This is a genomic window from uncultured Oscillibacter sp., from assembly GCF_910579365.1.
Classification (GTDB): Bacteria; Bacillota; Clostridia; order Oscillospirales; family Oscillospiraceae; genus Oscillibacter.
Genome location: NZ_CAJTUX010000019.1, coordinates 1 through 13,619, shown reverse-complemented (window position 1 = coordinate 13,619; position 13,619 = coordinate 1). Strand labels below are relative to the sequence as shown.

The 13,619-nt window shown below is 59.1% G+C and carries 14 protein-coding genes; 8 read left to right on the top strand and 6 right to left on the bottom strand.

What is annotated here, in order from left to right; genetic code table 11:
- Window positions 1-50: 50 nt before the first annotated feature.
- The 5 genes from QZ329_RS06815 to QZ329_RS06795 all read left to right on the top strand — a co-directional run bounded on the left by QZ329_RS06815 (window position 51) and on the right by QZ329_RS06795 (window position 5,148).
- Window positions 51-917 (top strand): hypothetical protein, encoded by an 867-nt coding sequence (locus QZ329_RS06815; RefSeq protein ID WP_295750119.1) that lies wholly within the window; start codon window positions 51-53, stop codon window positions 915-917.
- On the top strand, window positions 914-1,609 hold the full coding sequence (locus QZ329_RS06810) for a DUF4230 domain-containing protein (protein WP_295750115.1): 696 nt from the start codon (window positions 914-916) through the stop codon (window positions 1,607-1,609). The genes QZ329_RS06815 and QZ329_RS06810 overlap by 4 nt, the downstream gene beginning before the upstream one ends.
- 210 nt (window positions 1,610-1,819) lie before the next feature.
- Window positions 1,820-2,479 carry a peptidylprolyl isomerase gene (locus QZ329_RS06805; protein WP_295750113.1) on the top strand — a complete coding sequence of 220 codons (660 nt, stop codon included), beginning with the start codon at window positions 1,820-1,822 and terminating at the stop codon, window positions 2,477-2,479.
- 363 nt (window positions 2,480-2,842) lie between these two features.
- Window positions 2,843-3,958 carry an Ldh family oxidoreductase gene (locus QZ329_RS06800; protein ID WP_295750110.1) on the top strand — a complete coding sequence of 372 codons (1,116 nt, stop codon included), beginning with the start codon at window positions 2,843-2,845 and terminating at the stop codon, window positions 3,956-3,958.
- Window positions 3,959-3,975: 17 nt separating this feature from the next.
- A complete protein-coding gene (locus tag QZ329_RS06795) occupies window positions 3,976-5,148 on the top strand; it encodes a malic enzyme-like NAD(P)-binding protein (protein ID WP_295750107.1) in 1,173 nt (390 codons plus the stop codon).
- Between the two features lie 19 nt (window positions 5,149-5,167).
- Here QZ329_RS06795 and QZ329_RS06790 read toward each other — a convergent pair whose 3' ends face one another.
- Entirely contained in the window at window positions 5,168-5,734 is a 567-nt protein-coding gene (locus QZ329_RS06790; RefSeq protein ID WP_295750104.1) for a glycerol-3-phosphate responsive antiterminator, read from the bottom strand.
- Window positions 5,735-5,951: 217 nt separating this feature from the next.
- Here QZ329_RS06790 and QZ329_RS06785 point away from each other — a divergent pair, with 217 nt between their 5' ends.
- From QZ329_RS06785 to QZ329_RS06775, 3 genes are all read left to right on the top strand, one after another.
- Window positions 5,952-6,704 (top strand): glycerophosphodiester phosphodiesterase, encoded by a 753-nt coding sequence (locus QZ329_RS06785; RefSeq protein WP_295750101.1) that lies wholly within the window; start codon window positions 5,952-5,954, stop codon window positions 6,702-6,704.
- Window positions 6,705-7,024: 320 nt separating this feature from the next.
- On the top strand, window positions 7,025-7,213 hold the full coding sequence (locus tag QZ329_RS06780) for a hypothetical protein (RefSeq protein WP_295750099.1): 189 nt from the start codon (window positions 7,025-7,027) through the stop codon (window positions 7,211-7,213).
- A 175-nt stretch (window positions 7,214-7,388) separates the two neighbouring features.
- On the top strand, window positions 7,389-8,525 hold the full coding sequence (locus tag QZ329_RS06775; protein WP_295750096.1) for an aminotransferase class I/II-fold pyridoxal phosphate-dependent enzyme: 1,137 nt from the start codon (window positions 7,389-7,391) through the stop codon (window positions 8,523-8,525).
- 134 nt (window positions 8,526-8,659) lie between these two features.
- Here the strand turns inward: QZ329_RS06775 and QZ329_RS06770 are convergent, their stop codons facing one another.
- The 5 genes from QZ329_RS06770 to QZ329_RS06750 all read right to left on the bottom strand — a co-directional run.
- Complete coding sequence (locus tag QZ329_RS06770) at window positions 8,660-9,586, bottom strand: 3-hydroxyacyl-CoA dehydrogenase NAD-binding domain-containing protein (protein ID WP_295750093.1); 927 nt, start codon at window positions 9,584-9,586, stop codon at window positions 8,660-8,662.
- A 12-nt stretch (window positions 9,587-9,598) separates the two neighbouring features.
- Window positions 9,599-10,546, bottom strand: coding sequence for an MBL fold metallo-hydrolase (locus tag QZ329_RS06765; protein WP_295750090.1), 948 nt, complete (start codon window positions 10,544-10,546; stop codon window positions 9,599-9,601).
- A 54-nt stretch (window positions 10,547-10,600) separates the two neighbouring features.
- Complete coding sequence (locus QZ329_RS06760; protein WP_295750087.1) at window positions 10,601-11,512, bottom strand: hypothetical protein; 912 nt, start codon at window positions 11,510-11,512, stop codon at window positions 10,601-10,603.
- Window positions 11,513-11,533: 21 nt separating this feature from the next.
- On the bottom strand, window positions 11,534-12,496 hold the full coding sequence (locus QZ329_RS06755; RefSeq protein WP_295750084.1) for a PEP/pyruvate-binding domain-containing protein: 963 nt from the start codon (window positions 12,494-12,496) through the stop codon (window positions 11,534-11,536).
- Window positions 12,497-12,571: 75 nt separating this feature from the next.
- A partial coding sequence (locus QZ329_RS06750) for a PEP-utilizing enzyme (protein ID WP_295750081.1) occupies window positions 12,572-13,619 on the bottom strand: 1,048 nt, incomplete at its 5' end.

Genomic DNA, 13,619 nt, shown 5'->3' with positions numbered 1-13,619 from the left:
AGGAACGGCTGAGGGAGCGCCGAACCCACGTGAACAAGGAGGGAATCCATATGTTATCTGCAAAGCATGCCGCGCTGGCCATTAAAATTCTATCGCTGTCCCTGATCGCCGCGCTTTCGTTTTTCGTTGCCACCGCCAAACTTCCGGAGTCCCATTTTGTGAGGAACTCCCTCGAAAGCGTGGAGGACAGCAGCAATACCGTGATGAAATTTTCCGCCGCCACCCTTTCCGCCTCTTTGGCGATTTCCGCCCTGCCGGATGACTTCGCAACACCTTTGGCGGACAGTCTGGCGGATATGAACGTCTATTTTGTGGCGATCCTGGTGGTTCTGTTCCTGGAAAAAATTCTGATTCGGTATGGGATAAAGGCAGCCTTCGCGATCCTCATCCCATTGGCCTGTTTTGCGGGGAGCCTGTTCCTTGTTACCAGGAGAAGCCTCCTGAAAAGCCTGGCGGTCCGGCTTTGCGTTCTCGCTCTGGCGGCGGCGTTCGTCGTCCCATGCAGCACGCATATCGCCGGCATCGTCGCGTCCGACCTCACGGACTACGTCAACGATACGATTGAAGAGACAGCGGGCGGTTCCGGCAAGCTCCAGGAAGCCATGGAGGGCGGAGCCGGGGATAAGACCGTGTTCGAAAAATTGTCGGACCTCTTTCAGACGGCCATCCGCGACATTTCGGATTTGATGCTTCACTTTCAGAACACCATCCGCAAATGTTTGAATTCCATCGCCATCCTGATCCTGACCAACTGCCTCATGCCGCTGCTCACGTTCTTCATCCTCAAGTGGATTTTGCGGGAGTTGTTTCAAATCGCGTTTCCCCTGCCGCCCGCGTGGGAGCGAAGCGGCGCCGCTCCGGAGCCTGCTCCCAAATTCGAACCCGAGTTTGTTTCTGAGGGGGGAAAGCGGCCGTGAAAAAGAAACAGACGTTTTTGAATATCACCGCCGCCGTGCTCGCCGTGCTGCTCGCGGCGGTTGTGTTCCGGGGCCTGCTCCATGGCGATGGTCCCTTACATATGCAGGTTTCCGACGGCATTGAAGAAGTGGACCTGGACTCGATTTCCCTTCGCTCCGGCGGTGTGGAGGTCCGCTTCTCCGATGTCATCCTCTCCGGTCAGGGCGAGACCCGAAAGCTGATCGTCAGCACGCAGACCAGCACGGTTTCCATAAAGCTGACGGACCGCCTCATCAGACAGCTCGACTTCGGCTTCATGAAGAAGACACAGAATGTGTCCTATACCGGAACGGGCTACTTTGTTGTAGACCTGGACCGTCTGACCGCCGCCAATGTCATAGAGGACCACAGCGCGCGGACGGTCACCATCCGAATTGACCACCCCTATTTGCAGGCCATTGAAATCGACCCGAACCGTATCATCATAGAGGATGTGGAGGAAAGCCTGCTGGCGCGGGGAGATATTAAGCTGAGCGTGGCGGACTATGCCGCCATTGAACAGGACCTGCGTTCCCGGTTGGAGGAGAAATTTGATACCGCCGCAAACGGGCAGGCTGCGGACGCGCTTGCCGTCAAAATGGTACAGGAGGTCTATGAGCCAATCGTCAAAGCCGTTGACCGCCGTTATCGCGTCGTTGTGGAATTAACATAGCAGATTTGGCCTGCACACCTATTTGGAAATTCCGCTCGACTTTGCGAATCCGCTGTGCTATACTGATAAACGCCGCCAAAAAGGACGGCCTCGCAGCGCCGCGCTCCAGGATTTGAAACATCATGGCGCGGCTCGCCGGGGCCTGGCGGCTTGCAGAAACCTTCGCCGGCGGGCAGAGCCGGACGGTGGCAGCGGAAAGGATTTGTTATGATGAAAAAAAGAATTTGCGCCGTGGTGTTTCTGGCCTGTGTGACCCTGCTTTTGGGAACCGGCTGTTCCGGAGAGCGCCAGATGGAACAGGCGGAACAGACGGAACCGCAAACCGGCCGTGAAGCTCCGGAATCTGAAAGCGCCTCCGCCGCGGAAGACACGGCGGAGGGGTCTTACACCGCGGTCATAGAGATCGACGGATATGGCTCCATTACGGTTGAACTGGACGCGTCTGCGGCGCCTGTGACCACGGAAAATTTCGTATCGCTGGCGCGGGAGGGCTTTTACGACGGATTGACATTCCATCGCATCATGGAGGGCTTCATGATCCAGGGCGGCGACCCCGACGGCAATGGAAGAGGCGGCAGCGAGCAGACAATCCAGGGCGAATTTCGTAAAAACGGCGTGGAAAACAACCTGTCCCACACGCGGGGCGCGATCTCCATGGCCCGCGCAGAGGACTACAACAGTGCCAGCTCTCAATTCTTCATCGTCCACGAGGACAGCACGTTTCTGGACGGCAGCTATGCCGCGTTTGGATATGTAACGGAGGGCATGGAGGTTGTGGACGCCATTTGCGCGGACGCGGAGCCGGTAGACGGCAACGGTTTCATTGCTCCTGAAAATCAGCCGGTCATCCGCAGTATTGCCATACAATAAATCCCAAAGGATATGTCCGCCTGCTGCGGATATCGGTCCCTGGAACCGAGGGGCACGCCAGTTCTCGCTGTATTGCACAAAAAAATATAAAGCAAACGTTTGCGCAAGCTGCCTTTTTGAGGGGGAAGACGCCCGTATCCCTTGCCGGGCCTGGCTTTCGTGCAAAATGTACAAGCGCCCTTTTGGGCGTGAAAATTGACTCTTGCAATTCTCAGGATGCTCTGTTATACTCAAGTCACTGATGACAGCTTGCTACGAGCAGAGTATGTGAGACGAGTGCGATAACTGGCCAGTGTGGTGTAGTTATTGCGCTCTTTTTGCATATATTAGCGTCCAAAAATTGGTAAAAGGAGTTTGGTACACATGGAGACAAGACCTTACGTATCCTGGGACCTGATGAACAGCTTCCTCATCGACGCATTCAAGGGCTACGGCGTGCCCGAGGACGACGCAAAAATTTGCGCCGACGTCCTGCTGGAGTCCGACCGCCGGGGGATTGAGAGCCACGGCTGCAATCGTTTCAAGCCCATCTACATCGACCGTATCGTCAACGGGACCCTGCTCCCGGAAACCAAGATGGATATTGTGAAGGACACCCCCACCACCGTGGTGATGGACGCCAACAACGGCATGGGCATGGTAGCCAGCTACCACATGATGGAGCGGCTGATTGAGAAGGCCGCCAAATACGGCATGGCCGGCGGCGCGGTGTATAACTCCACCCATTACGGCATCGCGGGCTACTGGACCACCATGGCGGAAAAGGCCGGCATGATCGGCATCACCGGCACCAACGCCCGGCCCTCCGTGGCGCCCACCTGGGGCGTGGAGCCCATGATGGGCACCAACCCTCTCACCTTTACCATGCCCACGGACGAGGAGTTCCCCTTCAACTTTGACTGCGCCACCTCCACCATCCAAAACGGCAAGATCGAGTTCTATGCCCGCAGCGGCAAGCCCACTCCCGAGGGTCTGGTGGTCACCAAGGACGGCGGCACCATGAGCGATTCCGCCCAGATTCTCAAGGAAATGCGGGCCGGAAACTGCGCGCTTTTGTCCCTGGGCGGCCTGGGGGAGGCCACCGGCGGCTACAAGGGCTATGGCTTCACCACCATCGTCGAGATTCTCTCCGCCGCCCTGGCCGGGGGACCCTTCCTGAAGGACCTCAACGGCAAGGCCGCCGACGGCAGCAATCAGATGTACCGCCTGGGTCACTTCTTCTTCGTCATCAATCCCGAGTTCTTCATGGGTCTGGATACCTTTAAAAAGACCGCCGGCGACATCTGCCGCGGACTCCGGGCCTCGGAGAAGGCCCCCGGCGCGGAGCGCATCTACACCGCCGGTGAAAAGGAGTGGCTGGCCTGGCAGGAGCGCAAGGACAAAGGCGTGCCCGTGGGCGAGACCATCCAGAAGGAGATTCTGGAGATTCGGGACAAGCTGGGCCTGCCCTATCACTTCCCCTTTGAGGATCAGAAATAAGAAGGAGGACCTGTTTTATGGATTACGCGAAGGAATCCCTGCGGCTCCACAGCGAGTGGAAGGGAAAGATCGAGGTCGTGGCCACCGTCCCCGTGGAGACCAAGGACGACCTGAGCCTCGCTTATACCCCCGGCGTGGCCCAGCCCTGCCTGGAGATTCAAAAGGATATCAGCAAGAGCTATGAGCTTACCCGGCGGCACAACCTCTGCGCCGTCATCACCGACGGCTCCGCCGTTCTGGGCCTGGGCGACATCGGCCCCGAGGCCGGCATGCCCGTCATGGAGGGCAAATGCGTGCTCTTCAAGTCCTTCGGCAACGTGGACGCCTTCCCGCTCTGCGTGAAGACCCACGATGTGGACGAGTTCGTCAACGCCGTGTATCTGATGTCCGGCTCCTTTGGCGGCATCAACCTGGAGGACATCGCCGCCCCCCGCTGCTTTGAGATCGAGCGGAAGCTGAAGGAAAAATGCGACATCCCCATCTTCCACGACGACCAGCACGGCACCGCCATCATCACGCTGGCGGGCCTGACCAACGCCCTGAAGGTGGTGGGCAAGAAGAAGGAAGACGTGAAGGTGGTCACCTCCGGCGCGGGAGCCGCCGCCATCTCCATCGTGAAGCTGCTGCTGTCCGCGGGCTTCCGGGATGTGGTGATGTGCGACCGGAAGGGCGCCATCTACCAGGGCCGGGAGGGCCTGAACTGGATCAAGGAAGAGATGGCTCAGGTGACGAACCTGGGGAAGAAGGCCGGCACCCTGGCCGACGCGCTGGTGGGCGCGGACGTATTCATTGGTGTCTCCGCCCCGGGCACCGTCACCACCGAGATGGTGAAAACCATGAACAAGGACGCCATCGTTTTCGCCTGCGCCAACCCCACGCCGGAGATTTTCCCCGACGAGGCCAAAGCCGGCGGCGCGGCGGTGGTCTCCACCGGCCGCAGCGACTTCCCCAACCAGATCAACAACGTCCTGGCTTTTCCCGGCGTGTTCCGGGGCGCCTTCGACGTCCGGGCCAGCGACATCAACGAGGAGATGAAGATGGCCGCCGCCAAGGCCCTGGCCGGCCTGATCTCCGGCGAGGAGCTGTCCGCCGACTACATCATTCCCAAGGCCTTCGACAAGCGGGTGGGTCCCGCCGTGGCCAAGGCCGTGGCCGAGGCCGCCCGTGCCTCCGGCGTCGCCCGGCTGTAAAGGCGGGATTTGGCCGCTCTTACACGGACCAGAGCCGTTCGCTGGTGGTGGACACCGCCGCCGCCCCGGCGGAGAGAGCGGCCACCACGTCGGACTTTTCCATCAGCAGTCCGCTGGCGATCAGGGGCTGGTGCACCTCCTGCACCAGGTGGCTGATAACGCTGGCGATGGCGCCGGGGAGCACGTCCACAATGTCGGCGTTGGAGCTCTGGCGCAGAACGTTGGCAAAGGACAGGGAGTCCAGCATAAAGAAGCGCTGAATGGTCAGCAGCCCCAGCTCCCGGGCCCGGCGGATCAGGTTCGGGTGGGTGGATATGATACCGTCGGCCTGGGTGCGGCTGGCGATGTACTCGGCGGAGATGTCCTTTGCGGATATGCCCTCTACCAGGTCAATGTGGATGAAGGCCAGCTTTCCCGCCTCCTTGACCCGGCGGACCAGCTCCTGAATGTTCAGGATGGTTCCATAGAGCAGAAAGACCACCGTATTGTCGGAGGCCAAAGCCCGTTCCAGCCCCTCGTCGTTTTTAACAGCGGCGATGACCGGCGCATCCTGAATTGCCTCTATAAACAGTTCCAGTTTTTCCACGATAAGCGTCCTCCTCTGTCCGGCGCACTGGGGACCTCCGGCGCACCTTCGTCATGCCGCAGCGGCGCGGGCGGTTGGGAATGTACATATGTATATTAGAATACAAATCCGCCGGAAAAGTAATATGTAAAATATCCAACATTTCTCTTTTTTGTCCGTCGAATCCACCAAAAAAGGAACAGTTTCCCGCAATGGGAAAAGGAAACGAGGTTATCACATGGACTCCAAAAAGACGCTTCTTTTCGCGCACCGCGGGTTTTCCGGCAAGTATCCGGAGAACAGCCCCCTGGCCTTTCGCAAAGTCGTGGAAGAAACCGAGGCCGACGGGATTGAAAGCGACGTTCACATCACCAAAGACGGCAAGCTGGTGATCTTCCACGACGCGTCGGTGGAACGCACCTCCAACGGAACCGGCTTCATCAAGGACCTGACCTATGAGGAGATGCTTGCCCTGGATATCGGCGCGTGGATGTCCCCCGAGTTCGCCGGGGAGCACGTCTGGACCCTGCGCCAGCTGCTGGACTTCTGCAAGGAGACCAAACTGCTTTTGAATATGGAGCTGAAGAATTACGAGGTCTTTTACCCCGAGCTGGAGGAGCGGGTCATCGCCGAGATTCGGGATGCCAAGATGGAGGAGCAGGTTTTCGTCTCTTCCTTCAACCACATCTCCATGCAGCGCTTCAAGACGCTCTGCCCGGAGATAGAGACGGGCCTGCTCTACGATAAGCCCTTCCTGGACATGGCGCAGTATATCGCCCGAAGCAACGCGGACAATATGCACCCCCGCTATATGCTGCTGCAATACCAGCCGGAGCTCATGGACCTGTTCCACGGGCGGGGCATGAAGGTCAACACTTGGATCGTCAACGACGAGGAAAACATGCGGGACATGCTGGCGCGGGGCGTGGACTGCATCATCAGCAACTACCCGGATCTTCTCTGCCAGGTGGCAAAGAGCTTCCAGGGATGAGAATGAACGGACCCGGACCGGCAAACGAGCTGTTTGCCAGCCTGGGTCCGTTTTGGCAGTACCAAAGCCAGCCCTCGGCTAAGTAGACAAGGGGTGGCTTTGGTGACAATGACCTAAAAATTAAAAATTTTTTGTGCATAACGTATAACTTCTCATCTGCGCGTCCGGAAACTTTGCCCAGTTTGCTTCTTGCGGAAAGGGCTGGAAGAGGATATACTGACGTCAATCTCCGGGGAGCACCCGCCGGAGAAGTCCCAAACCGAGCTGCGGGAGCCCAAGCGGGCATTCTCCCGCGATCAGTGGAACAGGAGGTTATCAGAATGTTTCAGAAGATTTTTGATGAAGCCGGCGCCCCTTGCCTTGGCGGCCTGACGCTCACTTCCAATATGGATAAATCCGGGCTGGAGCCCAGCTTCGACCGTATGCGCAGAGCCGCCGCCCGGAAAAACCGGAGCACCGCCGGCGACGGCATGTTCTGCCGCAGCAGCCGGGTCTACCGCCGCGGCTGACCGCACCAAAATCCAAACGGGACCGTCTTTCGAACCGCGTTCGAGAGGCGGTCCCGTTTCGCCGCGCTCTCCCCGCCGCTGTGGCTGGTCAAGAGAAACTTTCACTTTAAAGCGTTGACAAGCTTCGCTCCAGCGCATATACTGATCTCGTATTTTAATAAGGAGCGTGAACCCTATGGACCTGACTTTAAACAGCGCCGTACAGAACGTGGAGCTGTCCGGAATCCGCCGTTTCACTTTCCTGGTGCGGGATACCCCCGGTGCCTGCGCCCTGACCATCGGCGAACCGGACCAGAACACGCCGGAGGTGGTGAAAGACGCCGCCAAGGCCGCCCTGGACCGAAACGACACCCACTATCCTCCCGGCAACGGCTATCCATACATGCTGGAGGCCATTTCCAAATTTGAGGAGCGGGCCCACGGCCTGCGCTATTCCCCCGAGGAGATCATTCTGACCATCGGCGCCACGGAGAGCCTGTTCATCGCTCTGTCCACCGTGCTGAATCCCGGCGACGAGGTCATCATTCCCACTCCCGCCTTCAGCCTCTATGAGTCCATTACCCAGCTCTGCCGGGGCGTGCCGGTGGCGCTTCCCACGCAGAACCACCGCTTCCAGATCGACCCCGCCGCCCTGCGGGCCGCTATCACACCGAAAACCAAGGCCATGGTCCTTACCTCTCCCAACAACCCCACCGGCTGCATTTACACCCGGGAGACCCTGGACGCCATTCACGACATCTTGAAGGACAAGCCCATCTTTGTCCTCTGCGACGACGTGTACCGGACCCTGGTCTATACGGACCGCTATCACAGCTTTGCCGAGTACCAGGACATGCGGGACCGGATCATCGTCATCCAGAGCTTCTCCAAGCCCTACGCCATGACCGGCTGGCGGCTGGGCTACTGCCTGGCAGACGCTCCCATCCGGGACCGGATGCAGATTTTCCACCAATACTCGGTGGTCTCCGCCCCCGCCTTCGTTCAGCCCGCCTGCGCCGCCGCCCTGGAGTACGACACCGCCCCCGTGACGGAGCTTTTCCGCAAACGCCGGGACTATGTGTACCGGCGCCTGACGGGCATGGGTCTGGAGGTCCAGGAGCCAGAGGGAGCCTTTTACATGTTCATCAACATTCAAAAGTTTGGCATGGACTCCCTGTCCTTCTGTGAGAAGATGCTGAAGGAGGGGCTGGTTGGCCTGATTCCCGGCGTGTACTTTGGCACCGAGGGGTATATGCGCCTTTCCTACTGCTACTCCGACGAGGATTTGAAGGAGGGTCTGGATCGCGTCGAGAGGTTTATCCATACGCTTTGATGCGGCAGCATGGGTCCTTATCTTCTGAAAAAGTGTGTTTCTTTCCAGGAATGCAGCATAAAACGGGGATGTTTTTCGGCAGAAGAGTTCGAAAAACATCCCCGTTTTAAAATGATGAGGGCGTTGGCGGCCGGTCAGTCCGGCAGCTTCCAATTAAAGAACCGCAGATACGGGTCGCTGATCTTTTTTCGGAAAGCGTCCATATCCCGCTCCCGCCAGTCGTAGTACCCCACGCCGGTTTTATACCCCAGGTCGCCCCGGTCCAGGCGCTCCTGGAGAGAAGGGTGCACGGCCTTGGTGTCGCACAGGTCGGGGTAGAGGTAGCTTTCGATGTTGGCGATCAAATCCAGTCCCGCGTAGTCGAAGTGGTCAAACAGGCCGATGGAGGTATACCGGGGACCCCAGCTGGAGCGGATGCACTTGTCGATGTCCTCCGGGCCGCAGATGCCCTGCTCCACCATGTACACGGCTTCCCGGTACAGCGCGTGCTGGAGACGGTTGGCAATGAAGCCGGGGGCGGGCCGGTTCATCTTGCAGACCTCCCGTCCGCAAGATTCCAGCAGCTCTGTGACGGCGTCGATGGCCCCCTGGTCGGTGAAATCGTTTTTCACCAATTCCACGCAGGGCACCATATGGGGCGGGTTGTAGGGGTGGGCGACCATCAACTTCTCCCGCTGCGTTATCCCCTTGGCCAAATCGGCGGGAGAGATGGCGGAGGTGGTGGAAGCAATCGCTTTCAGCGCCGGACAGTACGCCTCGATCTGCCCATAGACCTCATACTTGACCTCCAGCTTCTCCGTGACGCACTCGAAGACGATCTCCGCGTCTTTCAACCCGGCGTAATGCTCCGTGAAGGACAGCAGCTTTTCGCAGGCGGCGGCCTGCTTTTCCGTTACCAGTCCCTGGGCAATCAGGTCCCGGTAGTAGGTACGGTACTTCTCCAGCCCCACCTCGCGGGTCTTTGCCAGCACAATGGTGGGGATGCCGTTGCCGGTAAAGAGCACGGCAAGGCTGATGCCGATCATGCCTTTGCCAATAATGGCAACCGGACGTTCAGACATAGTACCCCTCCGTTACAGACTGCCCTTGCGGACGAGATAGTCGTAAGCGATGCGGGCGTTGTTGGTGGAGATATACTCCATGCAGTCGGACTGGCCGATGTCCACGGGGCAGCGGCCGGCAAAGTTGATCTTCTCAATGCACTCCTCTTTTGTCCAGCCCTTGTTGATGATGGCGTCTCCCACCACGCTGAGCCAGTTGTAGATAAACTGTTTGTTTTCGGCGATGCACTCTTTGCCCCGCACCGGCCCGTGACCGGGAACGATGTAGTCCACGTCCAGGCTCTGGAGCCAGTCCAGGCTTTTGAACAGCGCGTCGAAGTCAATGCTGTGGAACCAGATCTGGCAGTCGTTGAAGATGTTGTCGCCCACAAACGCCACCCGCTCCTCGGGGCAGTAGATGCTGGTCTGCTCGGGGGAGTGGCCGGGGGTGTGATAGCACTCGAAGGTGTGATCGCCCACCTTCAGCGTCAGCTTGCCGGTGAAGGTGATGTCGGGCTTTCCGATTTCCTCCTCGCCCTCCGGCAGCAGACGGGCGGTCTGGGTGGGGTCCTGCCGCTTCAAAAGGTCCAGGTTGTATTCATAGGTGGTCTGATTGAAGGCGGGGGGAATCTTATAGTATCCGTCCAACACTTTTTCGTGGGCAATGATGGTGGCGCCCTCCTTTTTCAGGTAGGGATTGCCAAACACATGGTCAATGTGGGATTCCGTGTTGATGAGGTACTTGACGCCGCCGCACTTCTCTTTGGCGAATTCGATCATCTGGTCCAGCTGGGTGAACCACTGGGCGGTGTCGATGAACACCGCGCCCTCGCTGGTCAGGACCATGGAGGGGTCGCAGCCCCGGATGCCGGTGAAGGTGTATACATTCGGTGTGATCTGCTCAATTTCAATGTCGGGGGAGCTGACGGCGTGGTCATAGTCCGCGCAGTGGCTCTGCCCGATTCCAACGACTTTTAACATAGGATCATGTCCTCCTCTATCAAAGTTGTTTCAATTGTTAATAGGAGAAAAGCCTCAGACCATCTTCAGCTCTTCCATCAGCTTGTCGATCTCATCAAAGACCAGCTGGGGGCTCTTGGCCCGGATCATGTAATAAGGCCGTCCGGCGGCGTACTTGGCGCAGAAGGCCGCCCGGTCCTGCCGCCGCGCGTCGGTGTCGATGATGGGCATGGCCAGACCGGACTTGCCGCACAGCAGCTGGTTCAGCCCGAAGAAGTTCATCATGGAGTGATAGCTCTGATAGGACGCCTCGAACTGGCCCATCTTCTTCACATCGGTCTTGAACCATCCGTCGATACAGGGCATGACGGCCAGGGTCATCTGCTTGGGCTCATAGCACATGGGCATCTCCGGCTCGTCTCCAAAGAACATCTTGACGCCCTCGTCTTGGTCGGCCAGGTCGGAGCGCTCGGTGCCCTTGGCCCGCTTGCGGACGTAGATGTTCTTGGAACCGTAGAGGGCGATGCCGGTCTCGTGGTCCATGACCGTGGTCTCCGTGGAGAAGATTTCCGCGCCCCGGCGGCAGCCCTCCAGCTGTGTCATGGACTTGCCGTGGTTGTTCTCGCCGCCCACCAGCAGGATGCCGTGGCCCTTGTAGATGACGCTGGAGGAGTGGAAGGGATGGAGGCCCGCCTTGTCCATCTCATTGGCCAGCATGGAGACCATGATCTTGTTCAGCTCGCCCTCTTCCCAGAAGCTGGTGAGGATCAGCTGGTTATTCTCATAACGGATGGACTTCACGGCCTCGTCGTAATACCAGACAATATCGGGCGTCTCCTTGGTGATCTCGTGGGAGACCTCCACGGAGCCCAGACGGTAATTCAGGAAGGACATATCCTCCGCCACAGCGGTCCGCTTGGGGCCGCCGACGACGTCAAAGCGGAGGACCGCCTTGTTGCTGCTGATCTGTTCCGAAAAAGTGCTCATATGACTGCTCCTTTTTGATGATTATTTCATGGTGGTGATGGGGCGGGACTGGAGGAGAAAGACCTCGCCGTCAATGATAGCCCACTCAATGTCCTCCGGCTTTTTGTAGAAATCCTCAATCTTCCGGGCAAGGTCCACCAGGCGGTTCCGCTCGGCGTCGGTCAGCACCGGGGCCTCCCGCAGCTCCTCGGGGACGGGTTCCTCTTTGGTGCCGCCCCGCTCGCTGAGCCGGACCACCATGGTCTCCTTTTCCGAAATATACTCGGTGGTGACCTCGCCGGTCTTTTTGTCGATCCAGAGATTGTCCGGCGTGACAATGCCGGAGACGATGGCTTCCCCCAGGCCCCAGGCCGCCTCCAGCACCACGGTGTTATAGTCGTTTGTGATGGGGTTGGAGGTGAACATGACGCCCGCCTTCTGGGCGCTGACCATGCGTTGGACCACCACGGCAATGGAGATGCTCCGCTCGTCGAATCTCTTCTCCCGGCGGTAGAAAATGGCCCGGTCGTTATACAGGGAGGCCCAGCACTCTTTGATGAACTTTACCACGTCGTCATTGCCGATGACGAAGAGGAAGGTTTCCTGTTGTCCGGCGAAGCTGGCGTCGTCCAGGTCCTCGGCGGTGCCGCTGGAACGGACGGCCACCGGCTCCCGGCCGCTGCCGATCTGCATATAGTGCCGCACGATGTCCTCCGCCATCTCCTGGGGAACAGGACAGTTGATGATCTTCTGCCGGATTTCCGCCGAGACGGCCACCAGGGAGGCCTCACTGGAAAAATCGATGGTCTCCAGCTTCTCGAACACATAGTCCCAGAGGCCGTTGGCCTCCATATAGGCGTTGAACATCTCAGAGCGGACAATGAAGCCTCCGGGCACCGGGAGCCCCGCCCGGGACATCCGGCAGAGGCTGGCGCCCTTGCCTCCGGCAGCCAGGGCAAGCTCTTCGTCGGGAATCTCGTCAAACCAAGCAAGATACTGATTCATGGTACATAAATCCTTTCCAACAGAAGTGGGACGCGGCGCGCGGACAGGCCGTGCGCCGCGCCGGCGTGAGACAAATCAGCCAATGACCTCTACGACGCCCTTGGAACCGTCGACGCGAATCTTATCGCCGGTCTTGATAAGCTGGGTGGCGCGGCGGGTGCCGACGACGCAGGGCACGCCGAACTCGCGGGCCACCACGGCGGGGTGAGAGAGGGCTCCGCCGGTGTCGGTGACCAGGGCGGAAATCTTGGAGAAGGAGACAACCCAGGCGGGGTTGGTCATCTTGCAGACCAGAATCTCACCCTCCTTGACGGTGTCCAGCTCGGAGGGGTCGGACACCAGATGGGCCACGCCCTCCTGCACGCCGGGGCAGCCCGGGATGCCCTTTAGAACGGTCTTGCTGATCTCGGCCTTGGTCTCTTTTTCCTGCTGCTCGGCCTCGAACTTCTGGGGATAGCCCCACAGGGATTTATAGGGCTCGTTGTAAACCTGCCACTCGGTGACGGTGCCGTACCACTCCTGGGGGGCGATCTTTTTCGCGGCCTCCATCTCGGCCCGGCGGGTCTTCACCAGCTCCTTGACGGGATAGTCAGAGGTGCAGGCGCAGCGGATTTCGTCGTACTTGAGCATGAAGATGTCCTCGGCGTCCTCCAGAAGGCCGGCCCGGACCATGGCCTTGCCGATCTGGACAAAGGCGACGCGCATGTGGGAGTAGATGCCCTGGTCGATGTAGAAGTGATGATCGGGGGTGAGGGGGGCCATCTTGACGCAGAGGTCCAGGGCGTATTTCAGCTCGGCCAGCAAAGCGGGGTCGCTGACCCGGGCATAAAGCCCGTCGATGGCGGCCTTCTGGGAGTCCATGCAGGCCTGATACTCGGTGTTGAAGTTATAGTCGTTGGCCACATAACCCCGGACAGCCTCGTAAACAGGGGTGGGGTCCTCGTACCAGGTCTTGTAGATGAACTCGTGGGTGTACATGGCCTTGAAGCCGTACTCCTCCCGATAGGCCTCCATCATGGAGAGGAACTTCTCGCTGCCGGGGACGCCGGCCACCTTCTCCATAATCACGGCGTTGTCCGTGGTGGAGAGGAAGAGTTCCTTCAAAGCGGGAACCCGGCAGACC